Below are 26,553 nucleotides of genomic sequence, written 5' to 3' on the forward strand. Positions count from 1 at the left end.
CCACCAACTATGAAAAAGAAAACAAAAATGAACCTGAAGGTACTGCTATGCCTTCTTCTAACACTATTATATTATGATAATTATGCGCAGTTAGCGCCATTTACATTAACGGTAACACCCACGCCCCAAACCTGCTTAGGTAACGGGAGTCTGGCCTTTACAACAAGCGGTACGGCTCCCGGCGCCCTTATTGATTATAAGGTCTACCTGCTGCCAAATACAACAACACCTGTGGTAACGGTCACAAATCCTGTTGTAAACGGTCTTGTTGCAGGAACTTATCAGGTTGTTGCCACACAAACTTTAGGAGGCCAGTCTGGTACTGCAACAGCTAATGCTGTGATACAGGATAATACTGTTGACCTGTTTTTTACACTTGAAGGCAATCCTTGTTTAAACGGGGGCACAATTACTGTACATGTAACTTCGGGGACTGCAGTTTCGTACGAGATTATAGCAGGCCCGCAAACAAGGCCACTACAAACGTCTAATGAATTTTCAAATTTGCCGTTAGGAGTATATTCTGTAAGAGTTCATAATGCTTGCGGCGACGCTGCCGTGGTAGATATTAATTTTGAAGCACTGCCTGCCTATCTTTTTATAGGACAGCAAATCTTACCTGATGTTGGTCTTCCTGCCTGTGATAAAATTACCGTTGGTCACAGTATAGGGAACAATTATCCTATGTCATGGCCGGTTACACTTACCTATACGATAAATCCGCCGGGTGGGGGTACGCCAATAGTTGTCACAAAAACGGTTAATAGTTATGATGAAGAGCAGATAGTGTATGCTGATATTCCGTATTATTACAATCAATATTATACATATACGATTAAAATGACTGACGCCTGCGGTAATCAGGTCACCGTGAATAGCAACGTTAATAAAAAATTTGATTTTACACTGCTTCAGGAAGCGGTAAGCTGTAATGATTTTATACTAGGCATAGATATGTCATTTTATAAACTGCCGTGTACGATAACATTTTTATCGGCTCCTGCGGGGTTTAATCCTTCGTCTTTTAATCCTTCGCACCCTGTTTTTAATCAGGACGACATATTGTACGGAACAAACGATAACACGGTGCCGCTGGGAAACTATACAATAAAAGTAACAGATGCGTGCGGACATGATGCTACCCACACTATAGCATTAAGCAATCAGGGTTACCCAACGGTAACTTCAGGATTGGGGCAAATATCGTTATGTCATGGTTATTTTTCTATAACAATGCCTTTTTTGAGAGATATAGCATCTGCAGCTATAACAGTAGCGCCTGCTGCTTATAATGCGGCCTTGCCACAGGATGTTATGCAATTTACAAGTGGCAGCACCCTTACAGTTAACGATGTTCCTGCGGGCAGTTACACTGTTGTACTTACTGATGTGTGCGGTCAGCAATATACTGTTCAGGTAGAGATTGTTGCTCAATCGGGTAATTCAAACCTGGGCAGCGATATGATTCCCGGCTGTTCTGCTAACGAGGGATCCATATATCTGTATTCTTTTAATTACAGACTGGTTTCTGTAATCATTACTTCTGCGCCGGCTTCTTTTTCTAACGCCCTGCCATTTAATGCCAGCATGTTTATTGACCAGTTTGGCGTTTTCAGGAGAAATGGATTACCTGCGGGTAACTATTCTGTCACGACGACAGATGACTGCGGCAATGAGGTTGCATATCATTTTACCATTTCTGGGTATGAGGTTTATGATGATACGATGGAGGTAATTCCCGGTTGCGGTGCATTTGATATTTATTTGAATTACGTAACTAATAATTTTTCAGGATTTTCAGATACGTTTTGGCTTCAGCAATACAACGAGGCAACCGGGCAATGGGTAAATCCGTTGCTGGGTTATCCTTATGAAGAAGGTGATCCGCTTTATTTTGGAAATGCTCTTGCGCTAAACAATTTTACCACAAACTATGCTTTGCCATATTCAGGAAAGTTCAGGATAATGCGTTATTTTTCGGTATATACCAGCCAAAATCCTGATGAGGATTATAATTTTTTATCTGATTGTATCTCGTTGGTTTACGAATTTACATATTATAATAACCCACACATAAAGGGTGCCTACGGGTTTACCTGCGGCGATGGCACGTCTGACGTTATTATTGATGCCGAAGGTTTTGCGCCGCTTAGTTATGAGATAACCGCTAAAGAGGGCCAGCCCTTTGTTTTAAATAACGGATCATCGAATTTTTTTGAGGGGCTTCAAAATGGTATCTACAATTTCAGGGTAACTGATGGCTGCGGCAATTTTTTAAATATACAGTATGATGTAACACAATTGCAGGCGTTTACTCTTGAATCGTCTCCACTTTGTGAGGGTGAAGATGGAAGCCTGTTTGTTCAGGGATTTTCTTTCCTTAGCTATAAATGGTGGAAGGAAGGCGCACCCGAAACAACATTATCTACACAAAGTTCCCTCGACATTACAGCGTTTGATAACGCAGCCGATGGAGGTACATATTTTGTACAGGTTACCGGCAATTCGCCGGATTCGTGCATAGATCAGACGTTGGGTATATTTTTAGAAGCAGCCCCTCTTCCTGAAGCAGGTGTAGACAATGAGTTTTCAGTTTGTAATAACGGATTACCTTTAGATCTTACACAATACCTTGAAGATGTGCATGATGGAGGCGGCGTTTGGCTGGATGCAGATGCAACGGGTAAGCTTGAGGATAACATACTTACAACAGATGGCATACTACCCGGCACCTATCATTTTAAATATACCGTAACTAATTCGTGCAATATTACAGACGAGGCCGTTATAACGTTCACCTTTGGGCTGCAGCCGGAAACACCTTTGGTTGGCATAGATGGCCCCGTATGCGAAGGAAATATTTTAGCATTGACGTCAACCGCGGTTGAAGAGGCTGCGTACAGCTGGACCGGCCCCGGCGGATTTTCGTCGCAGCTGCAAAATCCCGTGCTGCAAAATGTGTCTGCAAATGAAGCGGGACTTTATACACTTATTATTACAGTAGAAGGGACAGACTGCCCTTCGGTGCCGGCTTCGGTAATGGTGGTAGTAAATAAAGTACCCGAATTTACTATTGAAGGCAGCACAGTTATTTGCAACGATACAGAGGTAATGCTGACTGTAGACGCCCTTAATTTTGATAACAATTTACAGGGCCATACTTATACATGGTATCGTAATAACGAACTGATGATTAATAACAGCTGGTTTATACAAACCAATGAGCCCGGAACATATATGGTTATTGTAGCTACCGGTGGCTGTACAGCCCAAGAGGAAATAACAGTTATAAAGAACGATCTTGGTATAACCCTGGATGCAGGCTGTATCAACGATGCATATAGTATAAATTTAAAGGCCGCTGTAGATTTGTCTGATGCTGCTATAGTGTGGTCCGGGCCCGATAATTTTAACTTTACGGGCGCGAATCCTGATGCAAGAAATTTAAAGCCGGGAGACTATATTGTGACGGTAACCATGGCAGAAGGTTGTATGGATACCGCTTCTGTAACAGTAGGAAATACAGATTGCTCCGGTATATCACGTGGAGTGTCGCCTAACGGAGATGATAAGAATGATGAATTTGACCTGACGAGCCTAGGTGTAACAGAGTTAAAAATATTCAACCGTTACGGACTTACAATATATACTGCCTCAAATTACTCTAAAGAATGGCACGGGCAAACAGATAATGGAAAAAAACTGCCTACGGGTGTTTATTATTACACTGCAAAACTTGATAAGGGAGAGCAGCGTACAGGTTGGGTATATCTCCAAAACCAGGACTAGATAGCATAAAAACAAAAAGCTTAGATAACTCTAAGCTTTTTGTTTTTATGATTCTTTTTTATCGTGTCCCATATGAGGGTGATGATCAGGATCTTCTTCGGCTTCTGCCAGCAGGCTTTCGCGTACTTTCTTGAACAGGTCTGACGAGTAAACGAATTCAACGATAGATTTGTTTCTTGTTTCAAGTATCTGTTCGTTGTCTCCTTCCCACTCTTTAAGTCCGTTTTTCAGGAAAACGATCTTTTCGCCTATCTGCAGTACAGAGTTCATATCGTGGGTGTTGATAACCGTTGTAATATTATATTCCTTTGTGATTTCCTGTATCAGTTCGTCAATAACGATAGATGTTTCAGGGTCAAGGCCGGAGTTAGGCTCATCACAAAACAGGTATTTCGGGTTGTTTACTATTGCCCTTGCAATAGCTACCCTTTTTTGCATACCACCAGATATCTCGTTAGGGAATTTTTTGTTGGCATCCTTAAGGTTTACCCTTTCCAACACTTCATTTACCCTTGTTTTTATCTCGCTGCCTCTTTTTTTAGTAAACATCTTAAGCGGAAATGCCACATTGTCTTCCACCGTCATGGAGTCAAACAGCGCACTGCCCTGAAATACCATTCCTATCTCTGTGCGTAGTGTCCTTTTCTCGTCGGGCGTAAGTTCAGAATATACCCTTCCGTCAAAAGAAATGCTTCCTTCGTCCGGTGTATGTATGCCAAGAAGCGTTTTAAGCATAACGGTTTTACCCGATCCGCTTCGGCCTATAATAAGATTAGTTTTTCCAGGTTCAAAAGTAGTAGTGATACCCTTTAATACCTGCGCTTCACCAAACGATTTTTTTATGTCTTTAACCTCTATCATTGGCTTAAAAGTAATTGGGTTACTATATAATTCACTAAAATAATTACAACACTGGTCCAAACGAACGATGTTGTACTTGCCTTACCTACCTCAAGCGCCCCGCCTTTCATGTAATAGCCATGAAACGATGGGATTGTGGCAAGAAGGAAACCGAATATAAAGGTTTTAAAAAACGCGTAAAACACGTGAAACGGTTTAAAGTCGGTCTGTAAACCCTGAAGAAATTCCTCACTGCCGGCAAATCCTCCGTAAACAGCCGCAAGCCATCCGCCAAGGATACCAAGAAACATGGATACCGAAATTACAAACGGATATAAAAGAAATGCAATGATCTTAGGGAATACGAGGTAGTTAAGCGAATTTACCCCCATAACTTCCAGTGCATCAATTTGCTCTGTAACACGCATCGTACCTATACTAGATGTAATGTAAGAACCTGCACGCCCTGCCATAATGATGGAGATGAATGTAGGTGCAAACTCAAGTATAACCGACTGCCTTGTTGCAAAAGCAATAAGCGATTTAGGGATAATAGGGTTAGTTAAGTTAAGTGCTGTTTGTATGGCAACAACCCCGCCTATAAAGAACGAGATAAATGCTACGATACCCATAGAGCCTATAATAAGGTCGTCTACTTCTTTTAGTATCAGCGGCTTCATTACCTTCCACTTTGTAGGTTTATTAAAAACCTCCTTCAGCATCAGGAAATATCGGCCTATCTGGTGTATTGCTTTTATCATTTAGAGTGTAAAATAATGGCTAAAGTACCACATTGTAGCCATTAATTAATGTTAGTTAATAGTTTTTTAATAGTAATGCGCCTAAAAGAGTTTCTGTTTCATCTTCTTCCAGCGATATGCCCTGATGAATTTTGCCTGCTCGTTTGTTACTAAAAGCGCCTTGTTTTGTCTTTTTGCCCTGAGGAAGCCATTTATGTAATCTATAAACAGCAGCGGCTTCTTTTTACGCATGGCCAGCTTGGCTCCTGCAATGGCAGTAATTGTAAAACCATAACCCAAAGTATAGAAAGCCTCGCCCTGTTTATAACGTGCTGCCTTGTTATAGTTGGCGCCCGTAGGTTTAAGGTGTTTTACCTTTAGCCGTTCAATGGTAACTATTTTCCAGCCAAAGAAACGCGCTATAAGCTCATCTGCGGTATCCCAGCCCATGGCAGGGCGCAATCCGCCCATTTGCAGGAACAGTTCTTTACGGTAGGCTTTAAATGCCCCGCGTATATGGTCTTTGTCAGTAAGGTTCTCCAGTATCCATTCGCCATTCTTCTCAATATAGGCAAAACCGCCTGCCATGCCTACTTTATCGTCTGCTTTAAATGCATCCAGTATGGTTTCAAAATAATCGGGCGGGATAATAAGGTCGGCATCCAGCTTTACGATAATATCATATTTATGGTCAATAGTGTCGTAACCCGCCTGAAAAGCCTGTATAACCTTACTGCCCGGCATGTGTACAGCGTCACTTTTTTTGTTGACAAGCGATAGCCACGGGTGTTTTTCGGCAAATGCCGATACGATAGCCGCGGTGGCATCGGTAGAATTATCGTCTACCACTACAACTTTTGCAGGTAGTACAGTCTGTTCTGCAAGCGATTGCAACGTAAGCGCCATAAAGGCTTCTTCGTTGTGTGCAGGTATAATGGCGTAGTATTTCATGTTTGTGAGGAAAATGAATGCAAATATCTCTATTTTTGTGCTATTAGAAAAGCACAACCCTTGAATAAGAAAGTTTTTGTTGTATTGGTAACCTATAATGGTGCACATTGGATAGATAAGAACATACAGTCGCTGCTGGATTCTCGTTATCCAGTAAGCATTATTGCCATAGATAACAACTCAACAGATGCTTCTGCTGCACTGCTTTCTAAATATCCACAGGTAGACCTGATACAATCGCCCGAAAACCTCGGTTTTGGCAAAGCCAATAACATAGGCATGAAAAGAGCGCTGGAGCAGGGCGCCGACTATGTGTTTCTTTTAAATCAGGATGCCTGGGTGTTTGAGGAAACTATTGAGGGACTTTTGTATATTATGGAGACCAAAGCAGAATTTGGTATTCTTAGTCCGTTGCATTTTTCCCCGGATATAAATCTCAGCCTGGACGATAACTTTAAAATATATCTTGGAAGAGTTACAAGTAGAATAGATAGCGTAAACATAGTGCCATTTGTAAATGCCGCTGCCTGGATGCTAAGCCGGAAATGTATTGAAACCGTTGGCTATTTTGAGCCACTGTTTGGCCATTATGGCGAAGACCGCAATTACTGTGACAAGGTGCGTTATCATAAATTTAAAATAGGTATTGATGGAGGAACCCGAATTGTGCACGACAGGGTAATTACCAGAAATTTCAATAAGGATATTATCCAGTCAAAATACAAGATACTTACTTCGTTGCTGGATATTAATAGAGGACTTGCAAAAAGTTATCTGCAGGGGTTGAAGGAAGTTATTGGCCTGCCCAAATATTTTATGAAGTCGTATGGACTAAGTAAATCGGCAACAATGTTTTTTACGCTGCTACGCTATTACATGAGCTGGATAGGAGAGATGGGCAAAATTCAAACAGCACGCAACAACGCTAAATAATGGAAAAGAGAGCTTCTACAAAGCAGGTGCTGCTGTATTCGCTAATCAATTATCTGGGTACTGCCATTGGGGTGGTGTCTACCATATTGGTTTATCCTAAAGACAAGGCTTTACTGGGTACGGTGCGTTATGTAGATAATATTTCGCAGCTGTTGTTCCCCATTATGGTGTTGGGGGCATCGCACGCGCTGATTAAATTTTATCCTGCCCTTAGCGAAGAGAAACAAAAGCAGCTTTTTAACTATAGCATTTTCTCCATATCAATGATAAGCCTGCTGGTGTTTGCCGGCGTTATGATATACACAGGTGTAAGTGACGATAAAAGGGATTATCTCATATTTTTCGGGTTTCCCATAGGTGTTTCGCTGGCCTTTATAGAATTGTTCCGTAAACAGGCACAGGATCTCCAGAAACTTGCGGTGCCCACATTGTTTGAAAAGATATTTCCTAAGATCGTTTTGCCTGCAGTGTTTCTTTTATTCCTGCACGGATACATTTCACAAACACAATCGATATTATACTATACGATCTGTTATATTGTTATTTTTATCCTTACGGCGGTATACCTTTTTAAATATTTTAAGCCGGGTTTCAATTACAGGTTTAAAACACTGTTTGGGGAGATAACGCGAAAAGATTACTTCCGCTACAGCCTGTATGCTTTTGCCGGCAGCTTAGGATCACTTTTAGCCTTCAGGCTTGACGGTATCATAATATTCAGGCTGCTGTCTGAAGAAGCTAACGGAACATTCAGTATCGGGGTGGCACTTGCATCGGTACTCCAAATCCCGGCGATAGGTATGTTTGCGCTGTATGCACCCATTGTATCTAACCATTTGAAAGCCGAAACATTTACCGAATTGCAGAAGAAATATGTTGAGGTGGCCAAATTGCTGTTTGGTATCGGGGCGCTGCTTTTTTGCTGTGTGTTTTTAGGTATACAAGACCTTTTCAGGCTTTTGCCTACCTATAATAACCTTAAAGACAGTATACCTATTGTAAACATACTTAGCTTTAGTGTTCTTATTAATATGGCAACTGGGTTTAACTCAGAAATCATTACCTATTCAAAATATTACAGGTTTAACCTTATTGCCATAAGCATTCTTATTGCCCTGAGCATATCGCTTAACCTGTATTTTATCTACGTACTCAATTTAGGCATTGTGGGCGTTGCCTATGCGTCGTTTATATCAATGACACTGTTTAATATATCTAAGCTGGTATTTATTTACAAAAAATTCAGGCTGCTGCCTTTTGATAAGGGTTTTGGTGTTATGGCGCTCATTTTTACAGCATCAACAGCTGTTATCTATTATCTTCCCGATACCGGCTGCCATTTTATAAACCTTGTATACAAGACCGGATTATCGCTCGTTATAAACATAGTTGTCTTATACAAACTAAAACTCGTTTTCCAGATGAATATGTGGATGGATAAGGGATTGAAGTTTTTGAAAATCAAGTCTTAATTCACACCAACGCAAAAGAGGCATGATAATAAAAATCCCGAAAACATTATGTCTCCGGGATTTTTTTATAGTATCAAATTACAGATCGATTTGTAAGATTGGTATAATTCGTCGCAAATATATTAGATCTTATATATAAAAGCATTAATGTTCATTCCTGCACCAACCGATGCAAAAATAACTACATCGCCTTTATTAAGCTGCTGGTCTTCCATCTGTCCTTTAATTAGCATATCATAAAGGGTAGGTACTGTAGCTACACTGCTGTTACCCAATGTGTGGATGCTCATAGGCATTACCTTTTCAGGTGTCGGCCTATCAAAAAGCTTGTAAAAACGGTTTACGATAGCTTCGTCCATTTTTTCATTAGCCTGATGGATCAGTATCTTCTTAACGTCGTCTATAGCAACGCCGCTCTTTTCAAGGCATTCTTTCATAGCCAGCGGCACATAGCTCAGGGCGAACTCATATATTTTTCGGCCGTACATTTTTATGTAACGTACATCCGGGTCGTGGTCTTTATTAAATGAATTTCCGTAGAACATAAAATTAGCTTCCTCATAGGTGTACGAAGCTGTTTCGTGAGATAATATTCCGCCCTCTTCGTTTGTAGCTTCAATGATAGTCGCGCCTGCACCGTCAGAATAGATCATACTGTCGCGATCATGAGGATCGGCAACACGCGATAAGGTTTCTGCACCTATAACAAGGCATTTTTTTGCCATTCCGGCCCTTATGTAGGCTTGTGCCTGTATAACGCCTTCTACCCAGCCCGGACAGCCAAAAAGGATGTCGTAAGCCACGCATTTAGGGTTTTTTATCTTAAGGTTGTGTTTTACCCTCGCAGCAAGGCTTGGCAAAAGGTCGGTCTGGATGGTGTTGTGTTTAACATCTCCAAAATTATGGGCGAAAATAATATAATCTAAAGTCTCAGGATCGACTTTTGCGTCTTCAATGGCACGTTCTGCAGCAAAAAAGGCAATGTCAGATGTAACGAGGTCATGTTCTACATAACGGCGCTCATCTATGCCTGTAATCTGTCTGAACTTTTGGGCTATCACCTCATTTGAATAGGAGAGCGGACTACCGTTGTCATCCAGAAATTGATGTTTCGCAAAGTCTATGTTAGCTACTACGCGAGTTGGGATATAACTTCCCGAACCTGTGATCCTAATGTTCATACTATCTTTCCTTGTTTGTTTTTAAAAGCTAAGGTAACCAATTATACCATATAACGGCGTTAAATTACTATGCGAGCATATCATTTAAATAATCTCTGCTAAATTGTTATAAATTTCAAAGAAATCCTAATTTAAAATGCCGAAACTTTGATTTTCATAATTGTAGCTATAGAAACCGCTCTTGTCTTAATTTTCTCAGCATTGCTTCCTACAAACAATTCATCTACAGTTTTGTTAAAATGACCCAGCCAAACGTCAAAATGGGCAGCGGTGAGCTGCTCTTTGTCATTTAATTCCATGTGAACATGCATGGGGTTGTTATGGTAAGGCCCAGTATGAAAAATGCTAAGCTCCCAAAAGTCGGTAATCTTAGGCAGGTGCTCTTCAAGGTTTATTTTGGCAACATCGGTAAATATGTAACTTACGCGTTCATCTGCCAGTAAGTGGTTATAAAAAGCTCTTGTAAATACTTCCAGGTCGGCTCTTGATTCAATATCTTTCATAGTACAGCTATTTACTGCAAATTTCATCAATTATCATATATCGTTTTATGATATAAGTCATACTATCGTACATTTTAATATTTGCCACTATTTTCATGAATGTTTAAGCGATATAGTTATGTGCTTAGCGGTTAATCAAAATTTGTGGGGTTAACGGCAAAAGAAGTTATAAAAAAAACTCCCGCCGAAGCGGGAGTCTCATATTAGTTTTCCATGTAAGCCTCAATCGGCGCACAAGAACAAACAAGGTTCCTGTCTCCGTAGGCATCATCTACCCTGCGTACACCAGGCCAGAATTTATTCTCGTGAAGGTACTCCAGCGGGAACGCCGCTTTTTCTCTTGTATAAGGAAAATCCCAGTTGTCTGTAGTAAGCATAGCCAGTGTATGCGGAGAGTTTTTCAGTACGTTGTTCTTATCATCGGCAGAAGCCTCTTCAATTTCTTTACGTATCGCAATCATAGCATCACAAAAACGGTCAAGCTCCTCAAGGTTTTCACTCTCGGTTGGCTCAATCATTAATGTACCTGCCACAGGGAAAGATACTGTAGGTGCGTGGAAACCATAGTCCATTAAACGCTTGGCGATATCAGTCACCTCGATACCATTCGCTTTAAACGGACGGCACTCAATAATCATTTCGTGGGCAGCACGGTTCATTTCTCCAGTATATAATGTGTCGTAGTGACCTGCAAGCCTTTCTTTAATGTAGTTGGCATTTAGGATAGCGTGGTGTGTAGCGCTTGTAAGCCCTTCAGCACCCAGCATAGTAATGTATCCGTAAGAGATAAGGCATACAAGTGCAGAACCCCATGGCGCTGCAGATACAGCCGTAATGGCATTGCTTCCGCCTGTTGGGATAACAGGGTTACCGGGAAGGAATGGTACAAGGTGCTCAGCAACACAGATAGGCCCAACACCAGGTCCTCCGCCTCCGTGAGGAATAGCAAAAGTCTTATGAAGGTTAAGGTGACAAACGTCTGCACCAATAGTTGCAGGGTTTGTAAGTCCCACCTGAGCATTCATGTTAGCGCCGTCCATATAAACCTGTCCGCCGTTATCGTGGATTATTTTTGTAAGCTCAATAATAGAAGCCTCATATACACCATGTGTAGATGGGTAGGTTACCATAAGGCAGGCAAGGTTATCCTTGTGCAGGATAGCTTTTGCTTTTAAGTCTTCTACATCGATGTTTCCGTTTTCAGAAGTTTTTGTAACCACAACCTCCATACCTGCCATGTGGGCAGTTGCAGGGTTTGTTCCGTGAGCAGATGCCGGTATAAGGGCAATGTTCCTGTGGCTGTCTCCGCGTGACTCGTGGTATGCACGGATAACCATAAGACCTGCATATTCTCCCTGAGCACCAGAGTTAGGCTGTAATGTAGTACCTGCAAAGCCGGTAATTACATTAAGCTGCTCTTCCAGCTTTTTAAGCATTTCCTGGTATCCCTGAGCCTGCCCTACAGGAGCAAACGGGTGAATGTTATTCCAGTTTGGCATACTTAGCGGAAGCATCTCTGAAGCTGCATTAAGCTTCATGGTACATGATCCAAGAGAGATCATAGAGTGGTTAAGGGCAAGGTCAAGACGCTCCAGTTTTTTGATATAGCGCATGATAGCCGTTTCACTGTGGTATTTATTGAACACATCGTGTGTAAGGAACTCGCTTGTCCTGTTTAGAGAGTCAGGAATAGCAACAGTCTCGCTAAGTGCAGTAATTGCTGTAGCAGTTTTACCGGCAGCTTCTGCAAATATGCTTACGATGTCGTTAATGTCTTTTGTAGAAGTGGTCTCGTTGAAAGAAACAGCTACCGTATCGTTAGACGGGTAATAAAAGTTGATCTCATGTTTCTCTGCAATCGCTTTTACTTTAGCAGCATCAGCTTTAACAAGGATAGTATCAAAGTATGCTGAGTTAAGCTGCTCGATGCCAAGTTTGCCAAGAGCTTCGGCAGTCGTAGCGGCAGAAGCGTGTACTTTATCTGCAATATACTCAAGTCCTTTAGGGCCGTGGTAAACTGCATACATACCTGCCATTACAGCAAGAAGTACCTGAGCTGTACAGATGTTAGACGTAGCTTTTTCACGTTTAATGTGCTGCTCACGTGTTTGCAGCGCCATACGAAGGGCACGGTTACCATTAGTGTCAACAGTTACCCCGATGATCCTCCCCGGCATGCTTCGCTTGTACTCATCTTTAGTTGCAAAGTAAGCAGCGTGAGGGCCTCCGTATCCTAACGGAATACCAAAACGCTGTGTTGTACCTACGGCAACATCTGCACCAAGTTCTCCCGGTGAAGTAAGTTTAACAAGGCTTAATATATCGGCAGCAATGGCTGTCTTAATGTCATTTTCTTTAGCTCTCGAAATGAAAGATGCATAATCGTAAACCTGACCGTGTTTGCCAGGGTACTGAAGCATCGTTCCGAAGAAATCATCGCCAAATTCAAACGTTTCGTGGTTACCTATTACAAGCTCAACACCTATTGGCGTAGAACGTGTTTGTAATACAGAAAGTGTTTGCGGAAGTATTTCTTCAGAAACAAAGAATTTATTAGCGTTGGCTTTCTTTTTCTCACGTGTACGTACATCAAATAAAAGGGCCATTGCCTCTGCAGCAGCAGTACTTTCGTCAAGAAGTGATGCATTCGCAATCTCCATACCTGTAAGTTCTATTACAGTAGTCTGGTAGTTAAGCAATGCCTCAAGACGTCCCTGTGCTATCTCAGCCTGGTATGGAGTATAAGCAGTATACCATCCCGGGTTTTCAAAAATGTTCCTTTGGATAGGTGGTGGTACAATAGCAGGGTGGTAGCCCAGACCAATGTAAGACCTGAATATTTTATTTTTATTTCCTAACTGCTGAATGTGGTTAAGGTACTCATATTCAGTTAATGCAGCCTCCAGGTTAAGAGGTGCTTTCAGTCGGATATCATCCGGAAGTGTCTCGTATATTAGTTGGTCTATAGATTCAACACCTATGGTCTTAAACATGTGTTTTAAGTCATTCTCCCTTGGACCAATGTGTCTTAAAGCAAAAGCATCTGTTCTCATTATTGCGTGCGTTGTTTTTAGAGGCACAAAATTAGTTATTTATATTCAATTTTTTACACCTTTTTTAGTCCCTTTTTTGTGATATTTTCATCTTAAAAGAGTTGTTATTAGGATATTGATTAATTTTGTAAGATGAGTGTGATTAAAAACCTTTTTTGGGTCTATATTTATGGCAGTATGCACGTTGCATTGTCTGTGCTGGCATTGGTGCTTATGACCAATCATATTTTTCAGCTGCCATTTAACTGGGCAATTGCTGTTTTCGCCTGCTGCGGAACAATGTTCAGCTACAATTTCATGAAATATGACGGACTTTTCCGTGTAAAAAAGACAGCCGGAAAAAAAGTCAGGTTCGTGGTTTTTCTAAGTACACTTGCGCTTATTGCCGCCGGTATAAGTTTTCTTTTCCTTGAAAGAGTAACGCAGATAACGGCATTGGCTTTCTTTGCGCTTACAGCGCTATATACTGTGCCATTTTTTCCTAACACAAAGAACCTGCGCAACTGGAGCGGTATTAAAATTTATATCGTGGCACTATGCTGGGCGGGCATTACACTTGTTGTTCCGCTAATTGATGCACATATTGCTTTAGCATCAGACGTTTACTTAAAATTCGGCCAGCGTTTCTTCCTTGTTATACTGTTAATACTGATCTTTGAGATCATTGATCTCAAGGAAGATGATCCGCACCTTAAAACCATACCGCAGCAGATAGGGGTTCGCAATACTAAAATCCTGATTCTTTGCTGCCTGTTGCCATTTTTTCTTTTGGAATTTTTGAGAACAACACTGGATTACCGACAGATAATTGGCAATCTAATTATGGTAGTCACGGTTTCATTATTTACCATTTTTGCAAATCCGAAGCGCTCTAAATATTACACGTTGTTCTGGGTAGAAAGCATCCCTGTATTCTGGCTTGGGGTGGTCGTGTTGGTTAGCAGCTTATAACCTCATCATCGCATTTCCCAAATCACCATAAATCAATTTAAATCCCATATCCTAAAACTGGTTCTATAACAAAACCGGTTACATGTGCAATAATTGTTACAGCTACAAAAATCATGTTGGTGATATTGAAAATCCTTAGCATGCTAAAACAATTTTAAATTGTGTAAAAGCAGCAATGTATATACGACAGCAAATAGTATAAACAGCGTATTCATAAAATAGCTGCCTATTTTAAAATGCAGTTTTTGCGGAATCTGGTACATAGGGTAATAAGCAATTTGTGTGGCAACCTTGCCCACCCAATAGGCAGCTATTAATCCTGTGATAGCTGTTGCCAAATGAGTTTGGTTCTTCAGGTCTTCCGGAATCAGGATGGCTATAAGCCCGAAACTAAAGTTTAGTCCCTGTATATACCTTCCGTAGGTCTTGGCGATTTCCTGGTTCAGCGGTTTTAGCTGCTTTACATCATTGTACCAGTCAAATACCTGATGCCTGATGTACGGATAAATAAGTGCGGTAAAGATCTGGCCGCATCCTCCAAGGATAATAAGCCAGTTTGGGATAGTGAAGTTCATTCTATTGGTTGATTGGTTATTTTTCTAAAGTAGTTTATTATCCTTTAAAAACAACAGTGTTTTTTATCTGGCTTTCTTTTGCTTTTCTTTTTCCCCTGAAGAAAAAGTACAGGTTCAGGAACAGCATTACACCAAGGTAAATGGCAAAGCCACCTATCTTATAGCTCAGTTCCTCAACAAGTGTGCAATAGGTATTGTCATATACACTCATCTGAAGGATCATCAGTGCGAAACCCACATTCAGGAGATAAAATCCCGTTTCAAACAGATGATTGGTGGCATTGGCAATATCTTCACGGCCTTTAAAGATGTCGAGCATAAATATCTTTCCGTTTTTAAAAAGCGTGCGTGATACTATAAAGGTTAATGTAAGTGCGACAGGAAGATAAATAGCGTAACCGATTAAAATTTTTGTGGTTTCCATAATAATTGAAGATTAAATTATTGAATTAATTTTTTAGCGTAAGCAGTAAGAACGTATATGTTAGTGTAATGCAGTACCGAAAGGATGGAGATAATAACAGCCGTTTTCATCATTGTGGTTTCTACAAGCATAGGCAGGGTAATTATGGTTTGCCAGCTGATGAGCATCATCGCGGCATAGCCAATATTAACAAGGTAATAGCCCATAAGCAATATCTTGTTGATGCGGATGCACAGGTCTTCATGGCCGGGCATAAGGCTAAGCACATATATATTGCCATTGCGATAGCAGATACGGCCTACAGCTATAATTATGTAAGCTACTATTATCATGAAGATTCCGTATGCAATTATGTTGAGGTTCATAACTGTGTTTTTTTAGCTTCCATATAAAATAGTGTAGTTAGATAAAATGCAAGTGCAGGAGGCATAATCCATATCCATTGCCAAGAAGTGTTGATCCAAAGAACAAAAAAAAGAAAAGTTGCTCCAAAGTAAATGCTCAGGTAAAAACTCCTGAAGTTTTTATCAATAAAAAAACATGTAGCCTGAATGAGCTGAAATAAACCTGTGAAAATAGGAAACACAGCTGCAAAGAACCATAATGGATTGTATAAAAAACCTAATAGTGCCAAAAGAACCGGCAAACTAATTAAGAAATAATTGAGATGTAAAATGCTTTTCATACTGTTTATTATTTTAAACTTTCAGAAAAAAATGAAACATTTTGATTTGAAGAAGTCTAGTTATCAATTGATTTAAATACTCTTTTTCTTTTCGTGCAGGTATGTTGAGATTACAATGTAGGTTAGAAATGCTGCCAGTGCAGGAGGGACTGCAAATAACCAGTCTTCGTTAATATCAAATCCCAGCCAAAGTATAAAAAAGGTAATGGTGATTGCAAAATAGCCATATAACCTTTTATCGTTAGGATTTCTTGCAAACAGTATCAACGCAATTAAAACCTGTAAAGCTCCTGTAAGCATGGTAGATACCAAAGCTTCCTGTGCAAAATCGCCGCTTTTAATGCTTAGTAAACCTAGTATTATTGGAACACCTATGGCAAAATAATTGAGTCCGACTAAAAATTTCATACGATACAGATTTTAAAATTTCAGAAAAAATTGAAACATTTTGCTTTTAAAAAACTAACGCATTAGCTTCATAACAAGTCCGGCAAGCCAGTTGTCTTTATATTCGGTGGCTTTTTCAAGCATGTTATCGGCTTTAAGAACAAAGTCATACAATTTGCCGGTCTGATCGGTAAAATGTTTTGCTTCTATAGATTTGTCTTCTTTCATAGAAGTGCTTACTTCCTTAAGCACTTTAAGCGCAGGCTTAATCTCGCGTTTGCTGCGCTCCTGTGCAATCTTTACGGCCAGTTCATCAAGGTCTTTTTCGGCAGTGAAAAACTCACGGCGTTCTCCCTGCTTAAATTCCTTGTAAACAATTCCCCAGTCCATAAGCGCACGCAGGTTCATGCTGGCATTGCCACGGGAAATCTGAAGCTCTTCCATTACGTCCTCCATAGAAAGCGGTTCGGGAGCGATCATAAGCAGAGCGTGTATTTGTGCCATAGTCTTATTGATACCCCATTGGGAACCTAATGCCCCCCAGGTTTGTACGAACTTATTTTTTGCTTCCTTGAATTCCATAGATCAAATGTAAGACTTTATTTTTAAACTTTCAAAAATAAATGAAAGTTATTTTAAGTTTAGAATAAAACAAACCCCCAAAGCCGTAGACTTTGGGGGTTTCTGTATCTAATAATCTGACGATCCAAAAAGCGAACAATCTAAAGCAATCCAGCTCTCTTAAGCAAAGCTTCCGGTTTAGGCTCCTGCCCACGGAAACGTTTGTATAAAAGCATTGGGTGCTCTGTACCGCCTTTAGAAAGTACGTTGTCTTTAAATTTAGTTGCTGTTTCCCTGTCAAAAATACCTTTCTCCTGAAAATACTCAAAGGCATCGGCATCGAGTACTTCAGCCCATTTGTAGCTATAGTAACCTGACGAATACCCACCTTGGAAAATGTGCGAGAATGCCGTACTCATAGCATTTGCAGCCACGTCAGGATATAATTGTGTAGAGGCAAATTGCTCGGTTTCAAAAGCTTTTAGGTTGGTTATGCCACTTGGGTCGGCGCTGTGCCATCCCATATCCAGCAGCCCGAAACTCAGTTGGCGCATCGTAGCCATGCCCTCCTGAAAACTTGCGCTCTCTTTTATCTTATTGATGTATTCCATTGGGATCACTTCTCCCGTTTGATAGTGATGTGCAAAAAGGGCAAGGGCTTCCGGCTCATAGCACCAGTTTTCCATAACCTGGCTTGGTAGCTCTACAAAGTCCCAATATACACTTGTTCCGCTCAGGCTTGGGTAAATGGTGTCTGCCAACATACCGTGCAATGCGTGTCCAAATTCATGGAACAAAGTAGTTACCTCGTTAAAGGTAAGCAGCGATGGCTTGGTTTCCGTCGGTTTTGTAAAGTTGCATACAATTGACACATGCGGCCTTTCGTTAACACCGTCTTTTACATATTGCGATTTGAATGAGGTCATCCAGGCACCGTTACGTTTGCCTTTACGGGGAAAAAAGTCGGCGTAAAAAATAGAAACCAGGTTACCGGTTTCGTCTTTTACTTCATAAGTCGTAACGTCCTTATGATAGGTGTCAATATCTTTTACCTCATTAAACTTCAGGCCGTATAATTTGCCCGCAATGGTAAAGGCACCGTTAAGTACATTTTCCAGTTTAAAATAAGGTTTTAATTTTTCGTCGTCAAGATTAAAAAGCTTTTGTTTCAGCTTTTCAGAGTAGTAAGCGCCATCCCATTTCTCAAGGTGGTCTATACCATCGGTTTCCTTGGCAAATGCCGAAAGCTCTGCAAATTCTTTTTCGGCAGCCGGTTTTGCTTTAGCCAATAGATCTTTTAAGAACGATTTTACTTTTTCCGGACTCTCAGCCATACGCTCCTCCAATACAAAATTGGCGTGAGATGCATAACCTAAAAGTTTGGCGCGTTCATGGCGAAGGTTGGCAATCTTTAAAACTATCTTCTGGTTATCAAATTCATTGTTCTGGAAGCCTTTGGCACCAAAAGCAATAGCCAGTTTTTTGCGCAGCTCGCGGTTATCCGCATACGTCATGAACGGAACATAGCTAGGATAATCTAAGGTGAAGATCCATCCTTCCTTATCAAGGCTTTTGGCTAACTCGTGTGCTGCTTCTACTGTGCCTTCCGGTAAACCTGAAAGATCTGCTTCATTAGTAATATGCAGTTGATACGCGTTGGTTTCGGCTAATATGTTCTCGCCAAATTCAAGGCTTATCTTAGAAAGCTCCATATCTATATTACGAAGCTTGTTTTTTTTGTCTTCCGGCAGGTTAGCACCGTTGCGTGAAAAACTTTTGTATTGTTTATCCAGTAGCGTTTTTTGCTCTTCGGTAAGGTTCAGGCTGTCTTTTTGGTTGTAAACAGCTTTTACGCGCTCAAACAGATCGGCATTAAGGCGTACATCGTTACCAAATTCAGAAAGCAGGGGAGAAGCCTCCATTGCGATCTTTTGTATCTCGTCATTGGTTTCCGCCGAATGCAGGTTAAAGAATATGCTCGAGGCACGCTCCAGCATCTCCCCGCCAAAGGTCATGGCCTCAATGGTGTTCTCAAAGGTTGGCGCTTCAGGATTAGCAGTAACGGCATCAATCTCTTTGCGGGCGGCTTCTATGCCTTCTTTGATGGCGGGTAAGAAGTCTTCGTTTTTTATGCTGCCAAAGGGGGCGGTATCGTGTTTGGTCGTGAATTTTTTAGTAAGTACGTTCATAGCTTATAAATGACCGTAGTATTTACGGATTTCTTTAGTAATAGATTTGAAACTGCTGCGGTTGTCAAATACTGTAATAATTTCTATGTATTCATTTTTAATCCTGTAAAGAAAAGATGTTTGCTTTGTAACAATACATTTTCTGATATTTTTGAAAATGCCGGATTCAATACAGCTTTCAGGATATGAGGAAATATAAAGTAGTTTTTCCTCAAAGTTGGCTTCAAAATTATTGGCAACAGTTATTGACCATTCATCTTCCAGGTAATCCAGCAAGATGTTAAGTTTTCTTTGTGCAAGATCAGAAAGTACAACTTTACGCATGCCTGTTTCTTCTGCTTGCCTTAAAGTCTTCCCATGAAACTTTTTCGCCCCTGTCAAGTTGGTCAATGCCAAATTGAATTTCAAGCTTTTGGTCTTCTGACAATTCGTCGTAAAAATCTTTTTTTTCTTTGGTAATGAGTTTGCGTACTTTTTCAATTAATTTAGAATCTTCTAAATCAAGTATCATTTTTGCTAACTCTATTTTTGAAGCCTGGATATCCATAATTGCTTTGCTTTTACCAAAGTTACAAAACTATTTTCTATTCTTCAATTCTTCCGAAGCCTTGTTTACCGCTTCTTTAAGGCTTAGTTTATAGGCTACAATTTTAGCCAGTACCAGTTTGTCATGGCTGCCTAATATCTGTGCTGCAAGTATACCTGCATTCTTGGCACCATTAAGGGCTACGGTGGCTACAGGAACACCGCCCGGCATTTGCAGGATGGAAAGTACGCTGTCCCACCCGTCAATAGAGTTGCTAGATTTTACAGGTACGCCTATTACAGGAAGCGGGCTCATACTGGCTACCATACCCGGTAAATGGGCTGCTCCGCCTGCGCCTGCAATGATTACATTTACGCCACGCGTGTGTGCTGTTGTGCTGTATTCATACAGTTTCTCCGGTGTACGGTGAGCCGAAACGATATCTACTTCAGTCTCAATTCCAAATTCTTTTAATATATCTATGGCATCCTGCATTACAGGCATATCCGATATCGAGCCCATTATAATTCCTACTTTCATGCTTATGCGTTTATAATTAGTTGTTTTTGGTTTGTAGTTGACCCCGCTGTAAACTAGTTAAGCGATTACTCTTATCGTGTTTTTAACTTCTTCAGCTATTTTTCTCGCTTCAGCTATATCTTGGTTAACGATAGTTACGTGTCCCATTTTACGGAAAGGCCTTGTTTGCTTCTTGCCATAAATGTGTGGTGTGACGCCATCTTTGCCTAATATCTTTTCAATGTTCTCATAGATCACATTGCCAGAGAATCCTTCTGCACCTACAAGGTTTACCATAATGCCTGCGGCTTTACTATCGGTATTGCCAAGCGGCAGGTCAAGTATCGCACGTATGTGCTGCTCAAACTGCGATGTGTAGCTTGCTTCTATAGAGTAGTGTCCGCTGTTATGCGGTCGCGGTGCAACCTCGTTAACCAATATCTGGTCGTCTTCGGTCTGGAACATTTCTACAGCTAAAAGGCCTACATGATTAAAATGCTCCGAAACTTTAAGTGCAATGGCGCGTGCATTGTCTGCAACGGCATCATTTATACGTGCCGGGCAGATAACATACTCTACCTGGTTGGCTTCCGGATGAAATTCCATCTCCACCACAGGATATGTTTTTATCTCTCCCGATGGATTTCTTGCTACAATAACCGCAAGCTCATTTTTGAACGGAATCATAACCTCTGCAATGCACTGTACATTTGGCATTCCGTCAAAGCTCTGCTCATTTCGGATAACCTTTACGCCATTGCCGTCGTAACCGCCTTCGGTACTTTTCCAGATGAACGGATAGGTAAACTCCCCATTTGCAACAGCTTCTTTTAAAGCAGCAAGATTTTCAAAACGTTTATAGTCGGCGGTAGGAATGCTGTTTGCAGCATAAAAATCCTTTTGTTTCCCTTTGTTTTGTATCTGGCGTAATGTTTTTGGCGATGGGTATACCTTTATGCCTTCGGCTTCCAGTTTTTCAAGCGCCTCCAGATTTACAAGCTCTATTTCAAAAGTAAGTACGTCTACCTGTTTGCCAAAGTTGTAAACGGTATCAAAATCCATCAGGTCGCCCTGAAAGAATTTATTGCTGCCTACTTTGCAGGGTGCTTCGTCACTTGGATCAAGCACATATGTTTGTATGTCAAATTTTCGTGTATCAGTCAGCATCATTTTACCCAGCTGTCCGCCGCCTAAAATGCCTAACTTAAAATCAGAAGAAAAATAATTCATTATCAGGGTTTGTTTTGCAATGGCAAAGATAACTTATTTATTCTTTTTTTTGAGGCCTGTATTTTAGGAAAACTGCTCCCGATGGCGCTGTAATCGAATCAAAAAGTTCCATGTTGTGTATTTCGGTATCTTCCGTCAGGAATTTTTTGCCCTTTCCTAAAAATGTGGGCACAATGATCAGCCAGTATTCGTCTATAAGATTTTCCTGTGCCAGTCTTTTCACTATGGAAAGGCTGCCCCAAATGATAAGGTCTTTGCCTTCCTGCATTTTTAGTTCACGAACCCCATGGGCAGCGTCATCTGTTCTTATGATAGCGGGATGCCATACAGCTTCTTTTTCTTTTATTGTTTTAGAAAATACAATTTTAGTAAGCGCATTTAGCTTAGGCGCTATAGGCTCTTTTTCTGCTTCGGCGGTGGGCCAAAATTGGCTAAACATTTTATAGGTTTCGCCACCCAGCACAGCTGCATCTATCCGGTCAAAAAGTTTTATCTGTTCGCCTTCAAAGCCGTCATTGAATTTTGGATCTTCAAAAAACCGGGTAGTGCCATTACGGTCGGTAGCAAAACCATCGGCAGATATCCATTCCTGTGCGATAACTTTTCTCATAACTCGTTAGTTTTCAATCTAAAATTAATAACTCTGGAAGTGAATGACTGCCAATTTTTTGTGAAACTATAACTTGGAAAGGCTGTTGCATTTTACATTAATTTTAGCATTTAGGGGTGCATAGTCGTGGGATTATATTTGTATTTTAGAGGTCCAATAAATCTGAAACCTGCGGATAGCAGAGAAAACACAGCCTATGAGACTTACAATTGAAAGAAAACCGGTAAAGGTATCACCGGATCCAACACGTGTTATAGCCCGTTATTTTTTTAACGGCGAAGAGCGCGCAGTAGAACTGATACGTAAAATATTAAAGCTGGATAAGGAGGAGGTTTTTTCACTTACATCCCCGCTGCTTCAGGATTTCTCTAAGCGCCACCGTAACATTACCCGCAAACTGCTTCGCAATTGTGAACGTGTAAAAAAATATATAATAATAGCAGGCGGCGATTATGAGAAGTTAGATGAATACTGCAAGCTGCTGATAGGTTCTTATTTTACCCACGAATATTCTATTGAATCAGCTGCATTCTTTAATCCGTCTATAGTGCCTGATCCAGACCAGACAAATCTTGAGGAAGGCCAGCTTCGCGTTATCATCAGCTTTAGGGCTGTAGGTGAGGGGCACGTTTCGTCAGTGGCTTTCCGTAGGGCAATTATCGACAGGAATAACGATATTACCGTTATACCTGCCAGTAATTATATTGATGAGGCTGAAAAGATTCATAATATCGTTTACCAAAAAAGACTCTTCCTTAAAAAAGCACAGGAAGCCGATATTGACGATGAATTTATAACTACCGTAAGCGAAAAGCTGGGCGATCGTTTTGATTATGAAGAATTGAAAACTCTTGTAGCAGATGCTAAATCTAAAACGTCAGATCCTCAAATGTTAAGGCAGTATACTTTAATACTTGCGCTGTCTGACAGTTACCGACGAATCTCTTTTTCTAAGGATACCGATATCAGCGACAGGGTAATTTTTCCTATTTCCGATTTTGAAAGCAAAGGGATCGAAGATGCGCGTTTCGTTAAATTCACCGATGATCAGGGGCGTGTATATTATTATGCTACCTATACAGCCTATGATGGTGTACACATTATGCCTAAGCTTTTAAAGACAACCGATTTCTATGAGTTCAAAACCAGCCCGCTTAATGGGGCAGGGGCCAAAAATAAAAACCTTGCATTGTTCCCAAGAAAGATAAACGGCAAATATGCCATGCTATCGCGTATTGACGGCTGGAACAACTACTTAATGTATAGTGATAATATTAATGAGTGGGAAGATCCTGTAAAAATCCAGGGGCCGGAATATCCCTGGGAGTTTGTGCAGATAGGTAACTGCGGTTCGCCAATAGAGACAGAGCATGGCTGGCTCGTACTTACACACGCTGTAGGTTCTATGCGTAAGTACAGTATTGCAGCTTCGTTATTGGACCTGAATGATCCTTCTATAGAGATAGGCAGGCTTAAAGACCCGCTTATCGTGCCAAATCCTGACGAACGCGAGGGCTATGTGCCTAACGTAGTATATTCCTGCGGGGGGATAATTCATAACGACGAACTTATAATCCCGTACGGGCTATCCGATCATAGTTCGGGCTTTGCAACAGTTAGCCTCGATACTTTGCTGGACAGGCTTAGAAACGGGGGTTAATGTAATTCAATATACAGTGGCAGTAATATAACAATTACTGCCACTGTTCGTATAACCAAATCAGGTATCTTTGTATTTAGAATAACCAATAGCACATACTACATTGGAAAATGAATTGCCTGAGCCATCAGGAAACGGATTTTTTGGAAAAAACCCGGTATTAAAACTTAAAGAATTTCAGTCTTTTTTAAGTATACGTTTTGGGCTCATCTTTGCCCTTAATATGCAGATAACCATAATTTATTATTGGGTATATCATATTACAAACGATAAGCTCTCTCTTGGGTTTGTAGGCCTGGCCGAAGTTATTCCCGCGATTGGGTGTTCTCTTTTTGCAGGCCATTATGTAGACCTCAACGAAAAGCGCAAAATGGTTCTCTTTTGTGTTACCTCTTATATTCTGCTTGGGGTATGCCTGTTTACGCTTACAACTCCTTTTTCGTTAGACAGGCTGGGTGTCAGCACGACGCTATATGTAATTTATGCCCTCGTTTTTTGCGGAGGGATGATACGTTCGTTCATGGGGCCATCAGTATTTTCATTGTTCGGGTTAATTGTGCCAAGGAAGCATTTTCCTAATGCTACAAGCTGGAGCAGTATGGCATGGCAAACAGGTTCTATGATAGGGCCGCTTGTTGCAGGGCTTGCCATTGCTCTCGATGGTGTGCTGGCAGGTATGTTTAGCGTTCTGATAATTATGTTCTTATTACTTATCCCCATTCTTTCCATAAAAACAAAACCTATCCTAAAAAAAGAAAAAGAACCCATGCTGCAAAGCCTTACCCAGGGCATTAAGTTTGTTGTGAAAACCCCGGCATTGCTCGGGGCGCAGCTGCTCGATATGTTCTCGGTATTGTTTGGCGGGGCTGTAGCGCTTTTGCCCGTATTCCAAAAAGAGATACTGCACGTAGATGAGGTTGGTTTCGGGTTGCTACGTTCGGCGCCTGGAGTGGGGTCGCTGTTAACACTGGGTATATTGGCCTTTTTACCTTTAAAGACATATCCCGGTCGTAAATTATTCATTGCCGTAACCGGATTCGCCTTGTGTATCATAGGCTTCGGGCTGTCAACTAATTTTATATTGTCGTTTGCCTTCTTGTTATTTTCAGGTATGTTTGATGCCGTGAGTGTAGTGGTACGCAGTACTATTCTTCAATTAGTTACGCCAGATCACATGCGTGGGCGTGTAGCCTCTGTAAATACCATATTCGTTAGCTCATCTAACGAGCTTGGCGATTTTGAGAGCGGCGTTATGGCACACTGGTTAGGCACAGTAAGAGCGGTGGTAACAGGAGGATGCATAACACTGGGCGTAATTGCGATTACCTTTTTTAGCGCACCGCAATTAAGGCGTTTCGGGTTTGATGATGAGGACAAAAATGATGCCTCACCCCAGCCCTCTCCAAAGGAGAGGGAATAGCTTCACTCGCAATAACTTATGGTTTGAGTGAAGCTAAGGCCTTAAACTTTGTAGCCTAAGAAGTTGTAGCCTTGAATTTTTGATTCTTTTGTTTCAAGACAAAAGAATTCTTACTCAATCCTCGGATTGTCGGCCTCTACAAACTCATTTTCAGATTTTGCAATGACAATCGTTGCTACGCCATTGCCTATAAAATTGGTCAGGGCACGGGCTTCACTCATAAATTTATCTACACCCAGTAAAAAGGCAAGCCCTTCTACCGGAATTTTATGAATGGCGGTAAGCGTAGAGGCGAGTACGATGAAACCGCTTCCTGTAACACCTGCCGCGCCTTTAGATGTTATCATCAGTAAGCCTATTATCGTTAGCACTTCTTCAAAGGTAAGGTGTACATTATACAGTTGTGCCAGGAATATAACTGACATAGAAAGGTATATGGAAGTTCCGTCAAGATTAAACGAATAGCCTGTTGGCACGACAAGCCCCACAACCGATTTGCTGCAGCCCATGCGTTCCAGTTTTTCCATTAGGTTAGGCAGGGCGGGCTCTGATGATGAGGTGCCTAAAACAATAAGAAGTTCAGCCTTTACATATTTAATAAATTCCAGTATGCTGAGCTTGTAATAACGCATTATGCTGCCCAGTATCACAAAAATAAATATGGCCATGGTTATATATACTGTTAGCATAAGTTTTCCTAACGGTATAAGCGTATGAAGCCCGAATTTACCTACCGTATATGCCATACCGCCAAAAGCCCCCAGCGGGGCAAGGTACATGACAAACTTAAGTGCCATGAATACATACTTAGAACATACATATAAACCCGAAACTATTTTCTCTCTTTTTGAACTGTAGCTTAGTACTATGCCCGCAACAATCGCGGCAAGTAATACCTGCAATGTGAAATTGTCTAAGAAGAACTGCATCCAGCTGAAATCTTTAGGTGCTCCTGTATATTGACTGGCATCCTGTACATCAAGTCCTGTCTTGTCTATTTTGCCGGGCTGAATTATAAAAGCTGCCGCAACACCTATGGCTAGAGCAAACGTGGTTACGATCTCAAAATAAATAAGCGATTTTATACCTATGCGGCCAACCTTTTTCAGGTCGCCCATACCGCTTATGCCTAATACAATAGTCAGAAAGATAATAGGCGCGATAAAAACCTTTATGATCTTAATGAACCAGTCGCCTATAAGCTTCATTTTGATGGCTGTGTCAGGATTGTAGTGTCCCAACAGAACACCGCATACAATAGCGATAAGCACCCAGAAGGTAAGATTGGTTACTATCCTATAAAGAAGGGATTGTTTTTCTGCAGAAAGATTGTTTGTTGTAGGTTTCATTGGGG

Annotated in this window: 25 protein-coding genes; 6 read left to right on the forward strand and 19 right to left on the reverse strand. The window is 41.1% G+C overall.

What is annotated here, in order from left to right:
* Positions 1–9 precede the first annotated feature (9 nt).
* Positions 10–3,789, forward strand: coding sequence for a gliding motility-associated C-terminal domain-containing protein (locus R1T16_RS07435; RefSeq protein ID WP_317500473.1), 3,780 nt, complete (start codon positions 10–12; stop codon positions 3,787–3,789).
* A gap of 45 nt (positions 3,790–3,834) precedes the next feature.
* On the opposite strand, the gene R1T16_RS07440 is transcribed toward R1T16_RS07435, so the two are convergent.
* From R1T16_RS07440 to R1T16_RS07450, 3 genes are all read right to left on the reverse strand, one after another.
* The gene (locus R1T16_RS07440) at positions 3,835–4,650 is read right to left on the reverse strand and encodes an ABC transporter ATP-binding protein (RefSeq protein ID WP_317500474.1); all 816 of its coding nucleotides are present in this window, start codon (positions 4,648–4,650) and stop codon (positions 3,835–3,837) included.
* Complete coding sequence (locus tag R1T16_RS07445; RefSeq protein WP_317500475.1) at positions 4,647–5,390, reverse strand: ABC transporter permease; 744 nt, start codon at positions 5,388–5,390, stop codon at positions 4,647–4,649. The genes R1T16_RS07440 and R1T16_RS07445 overlap by 4 nt, the downstream gene beginning before the upstream one ends.
* An 81-nt stretch (positions 5,391–5,471) precedes the next feature.
* Positions 5,472–6,320, reverse strand: coding sequence for a glycosyltransferase family 2 protein (locus R1T16_RS07450; RefSeq protein WP_317500476.1), 849 nt, complete (start codon positions 6,318–6,320; stop codon positions 5,472–5,474).
* A 60-nt stretch (positions 6,321–6,380) separates the two neighbouring features.
* Here R1T16_RS07450 and R1T16_RS07455 point away from each other — a divergent pair, with 60 nt between their 5' ends.
* Together R1T16_RS07455 and R1T16_RS07460 are read left to right on the forward strand one after the other, a co-directional pair.
* Positions 6,381–7,253 (forward strand): glycosyltransferase family 2 protein, encoded by an 873-nt coding sequence (locus R1T16_RS07455; RefSeq protein ID WP_317500477.1) that lies wholly within the window; start codon positions 6,381–6,383, stop codon positions 7,251–7,253.
* Positions 7,253–8,725 (forward strand): lipopolysaccharide biosynthesis protein, encoded by a 1,473-nt coding sequence (locus R1T16_RS07460; protein WP_317500478.1) that lies wholly within the window; start codon positions 7,253–7,255, stop codon positions 8,723–8,725. Before R1T16_RS07455 ends, R1T16_RS07460 begins: the two co-directional genes overlap by 1 nt.
* A 122-nt stretch (positions 8,726–8,847) precedes the next feature.
* Here the strand turns inward: R1T16_RS07460 and R1T16_RS07465 are convergent, their stop codons facing one another.
* The 3 genes from R1T16_RS07465 to gcvP all read right to left on the reverse strand — a co-directional run bounded on the left by R1T16_RS07465 (position 8,848) and on the right by gcvP (position 13,462).
* On the reverse strand, positions 8,848–9,906 hold the full coding sequence (locus tag R1T16_RS07465; RefSeq protein ID WP_317500479.1) for a ketoacyl-ACP synthase III: 1,059 nt from the start codon (positions 9,904–9,906) through the stop codon (positions 8,848–8,850).
* A gap of 131 nt (positions 9,907–10,037) precedes the next feature.
* Positions 10,038–10,409, reverse strand: a complete 372-nt coding sequence (locus R1T16_RS07470) for a group III truncated hemoglobin (protein WP_317500480.1) — start codon at positions 10,407–10,409, stop codon at positions 10,038–10,040.
* A gap of 203 nt (positions 10,410–10,612) precedes the next feature.
* Complete coding sequence (gcvP, locus tag R1T16_RS07475) at positions 10,613–13,462, reverse strand: aminomethyl-transferring glycine dehydrogenase (RefSeq protein ID WP_317500481.1); 2,850 nt, start codon at positions 13,460–13,462, stop codon at positions 10,613–10,615.
* A gap of 132 nt (positions 13,463–13,594) precedes the next feature.
* Between gcvP and R1T16_RS07480 the strand changes: the two genes are divergently transcribed.
* Positions 13,595–14,413 (forward strand): hypothetical protein, encoded by an 819-nt coding sequence (locus R1T16_RS07480; protein ID WP_317500482.1) that lies wholly within the window; start codon positions 13,595–13,597, stop codon positions 14,411–14,413.
* Positions 14,414–14,556: 143 nt separating this feature from the next.
* On the opposite strand, the gene R1T16_RS07485 is transcribed toward R1T16_RS07480, so the two are convergent.
* From R1T16_RS07485 to R1T16_RS07540, 12 genes are all read right to left on the reverse strand, one after another.
* The gene (locus R1T16_RS07485; RefSeq protein WP_317500483.1) at positions 14,557–14,988 is read right to left on the reverse strand and encodes a hypothetical protein; all 432 of its coding nucleotides are present in this window, start codon (positions 14,986–14,988) and stop codon (positions 14,557–14,559) included.
* A 37-nt stretch (positions 14,989–15,025) separates the two neighbouring features.
* Positions 15,026–15,412 (reverse strand): hypothetical protein, encoded by a 387-nt coding sequence (locus R1T16_RS07490; protein WP_317500484.1) that lies wholly within the window; start codon positions 15,410–15,412, stop codon positions 15,026–15,028.
* Between the two features lie 17 nt (positions 15,413–15,429).
* Entirely contained in the window at positions 15,430–15,777 is a 348-nt protein-coding gene (locus R1T16_RS07495) for a hypothetical protein (protein WP_317500485.1), read from the reverse strand.
* Positions 15,774–16,097: a hypothetical protein gene (locus R1T16_RS07500; RefSeq protein WP_317500486.1), complete on the reverse strand. Its 324-nt coding sequence runs from the start codon at positions 16,095–16,097 to the stop codon at positions 15,774–15,776. The genes R1T16_RS07495 and R1T16_RS07500 overlap by 4 nt, the downstream gene beginning before the upstream one ends.
* Positions 16,098–16,169: 72 nt before the next feature.
* The gene (locus tag R1T16_RS07505; RefSeq protein WP_317500487.1) at positions 16,170–16,505 is read right to left on the reverse strand and encodes a hypothetical protein; all 336 of its coding nucleotides are present in this window, start codon (positions 16,503–16,505) and stop codon (positions 16,170–16,172) included.
* A gap of 54 nt (positions 16,506–16,559) precedes the next feature.
* Positions 16,560–17,066, reverse strand: a complete 507-nt coding sequence (locus R1T16_RS07510) for a GbsR/MarR family transcriptional regulator (RefSeq protein ID WP_317500488.1) — start codon at positions 17,064–17,066, stop codon at positions 16,560–16,562.
* A 140-nt stretch (positions 17,067–17,206) separates the two neighbouring features.
* Entirely contained in the window at positions 17,207–19,234 is a 2,028-nt protein-coding gene (locus R1T16_RS07515) for a M3 family metallopeptidase (RefSeq protein ID WP_317500489.1), read from the reverse strand.
* A gap of 3 nt (positions 19,235–19,237) precedes the next feature.
* Positions 19,238–19,558: a type II toxin-antitoxin system RelE/ParE family toxin gene (locus R1T16_RS07520; protein ID WP_317500490.1), complete on the reverse strand. Its 321-nt coding sequence runs from the start codon at positions 19,556–19,558 to the stop codon at positions 19,238–19,240.
* Positions 19,551–19,781, reverse strand: a complete 231-nt coding sequence (locus R1T16_RS07525; RefSeq protein ID WP_317500491.1) for a hypothetical protein — start codon at positions 19,779–19,781, stop codon at positions 19,551–19,553. The genes R1T16_RS07520 and R1T16_RS07525 overlap by 8 nt, the downstream gene beginning before the upstream one ends.
* A 30-nt stretch (positions 19,782–19,811) precedes the next feature.
* Positions 19,812–20,300 carry a 5-(carboxyamino)imidazole ribonucleotide mutase gene (gene purE / locus R1T16_RS07530; protein ID WP_317500492.1) on the reverse strand — a complete coding sequence of 163 codons (489 nt, stop codon included), beginning with the start codon at positions 20,298–20,300 and terminating at the stop codon, positions 19,812–19,814.
* A gap of 57 nt (positions 20,301–20,357) precedes the next feature.
* Positions 20,358–21,509, reverse strand: a complete 1,152-nt coding sequence (locus R1T16_RS07535; protein WP_317500493.1) for a 5-(carboxyamino)imidazole ribonucleotide synthase — start codon at positions 21,507–21,509, stop codon at positions 20,358–20,360.
* 37 nt (positions 21,510–21,546) lie between these two features.
* Complete coding sequence (locus R1T16_RS07540; protein WP_317500494.1) at positions 21,547–22,119, reverse strand: dihydrofolate reductase family protein; 573 nt, start codon at positions 22,117–22,119, stop codon at positions 21,547–21,549.
* A gap of 196 nt (positions 22,120–22,315) precedes the next feature.
* On the opposite strand from R1T16_RS07540, the gene R1T16_RS07545 reads away from it, so the two are divergent.
* On the forward strand, positions 22,316–23,779 hold the full coding sequence (locus tag R1T16_RS07545; protein ID WP_317500495.1) for a glycoside hydrolase family 130 protein: 1,464 nt from the start codon (positions 22,316–22,318) through the stop codon (positions 23,777–23,779).
* A gap of 103 nt (positions 23,780–23,882) precedes the next feature.
* The gene (locus tag R1T16_RS07550; RefSeq protein WP_317500496.1) at positions 23,883–25,199 is read left to right on the forward strand and encodes an MFS transporter; all 1,317 of its coding nucleotides are present in this window, start codon (positions 23,883–23,885) and stop codon (positions 25,197–25,199) included.
* A 110-nt stretch (positions 25,200–25,309) separates the two neighbouring features.
* Here the strand turns inward: R1T16_RS07550 and R1T16_RS07555 are convergent, their stop codons facing one another.
* Positions 25,310–26,548, reverse strand: coding sequence for a cation:dicarboxylate symporter family transporter (locus tag R1T16_RS07555; RefSeq protein ID WP_317500497.1), 1,239 nt, complete (start codon positions 26,546–26,548; stop codon positions 25,310–25,312).
* Positions 26,549–26,553 lie beyond the last annotated feature (5 nt).

Origin of the sequence: Flavobacterium sp. DG1-102-2, from assembly GCF_033042555.1 — a bacterium.
Taxonomy (GTDB): Bacteria; Bacteroidota; Bacteroidia; order Flavobacteriales; family Flavobacteriaceae; genus Flavobacterium.

Coding starts and splice junctions, on each gene's coding strand:
- R1T16_RS07435 (WP_317500473.1), top strand. CDS start 10: ATGAAAAAGAAAACAAAAATGAACCTGAAGGTACTGCTATGCCTTCTT.
- R1T16_RS07440 (WP_317500474.1), bottom strand. CDS start 4,650: ATGATAGAGGTTAAAGACATAAAAAAATCGTTTGGTGAAGCGCAGGTA.
- R1T16_RS07445 (WP_317500475.1), bottom strand. CDS start 5,390: ATGATAAAAGCAATACACCAGATAGGCCGATATTTCCTGATGCTGAAG.
- R1T16_RS07450 (WP_317500476.1), bottom strand. CDS start 6,320: ATGAAATACTACGCCATTATACCTGCACACAACGAAGAAGCCTTTATG.
- R1T16_RS07460 (WP_317500478.1), top strand. CDS start 7,253: ATGGAAAAGAGAGCTTCTACAAAGCAGGTGCTGCTGTATTCGCTAATC.
- R1T16_RS07465 (WP_317500479.1), bottom strand. CDS start 9,906: ATGAACATTAGGATCACAGGTTCGGGAAGTTATATCCCAACTCGCGTA.
- R1T16_RS07470 (WP_317500480.1), bottom strand. CDS start 10,409: ATGAAAGATATTGAATCAAGAGCCGACCTGGAAGTATTTACAAGAGCT.
- gcvP (WP_317500481.1), bottom strand. CDS start 13,462: ATGAGAACAGATGCTTTTGCTTTAAGACACATTGGTCCAAGGGAGAAT.
- R1T16_RS07480 (WP_317500482.1), top strand. CDS start 13,595: ATGAGTGTGATTAAAAACCTTTTTTGGGTCTATATTTATGGCAGTATG.
- R1T16_RS07485 (WP_317500483.1), bottom strand. CDS start 14,988: ATGAACTTCACTATCCCAAACTGGCTTATTATCCTTGGAGGATGCGGC.
- R1T16_RS07490 (WP_317500484.1), bottom strand. CDS start 15,412: ATGGAAACCACAAAAATTTTAATCGGTTACGCTATTTATCTTCCTGTC.
- R1T16_RS07495 (WP_317500485.1), bottom strand. CDS start 15,777: ATGAACCTCAACATAATTGCATACGGAATCTTCATGATAATAGTAGCT.
- R1T16_RS07500 (WP_317500486.1), bottom strand. CDS start 16,097: ATGAAAAGCATTTTACATCTCAATTATTTCTTAATTAGTTTGCCGGTT.
- R1T16_RS07505 (WP_317500487.1), bottom strand. CDS start 16,505: ATGAAATTTTTAGTCGGACTCAATTATTTTGCCATAGGTGTTCCAATA.
- R1T16_RS07510 (WP_317500488.1), bottom strand. CDS start 17,066: ATGGAATTCAAGGAAGCAAAAAATAAGTTCGTACAAACCTGGGGGGCA.
- R1T16_RS07515 (WP_317500489.1), bottom strand. CDS start 19,234: ATGAACGTACTTACTAAAAAATTCACGACCAAACACGATACCGCCCCC.
- R1T16_RS07520 (WP_317500490.1), bottom strand. CDS start 19,558: ATGCGTAAAGTTGTACTTTCTGATCTTGCACAAAGAAAACTTAACATC.
- R1T16_RS07525 (WP_317500491.1), bottom strand. CDS start 19,781: ATGGATATCCAGGCTTCAAAAATAGAGTTAGCAAAAATGATACTTGAT.
- purE (WP_317500492.1), bottom strand. CDS start 20,300: ATGAAAGTAGGAATTATAATGGGCTCGATATCGGATATGCCTGTAATG.
- R1T16_RS07535 (WP_317500493.1), bottom strand. CDS start 21,509: ATGAATTATTTTTCTTCTGATTTTAAGTTAGGCATTTTAGGCGGCGGA.
- R1T16_RS07540 (WP_317500494.1), bottom strand. CDS start 22,119: ATGAGAAAAGTTATCGCACAGGAATGGATATCTGCCGATGGTTTTGCT.
- R1T16_RS07545 (WP_317500495.1), top strand. CDS start 22,316: ATGAGACTTACAATTGAAAGAAAACCGGTAAAGGTATCACCGGATCCA.
- R1T16_RS07555 (WP_317500497.1), bottom strand. CDS start 26,548: ATGAAACCTACAACAAACAATCTTTCTGCAGAAAAACAATCCCTTCTT.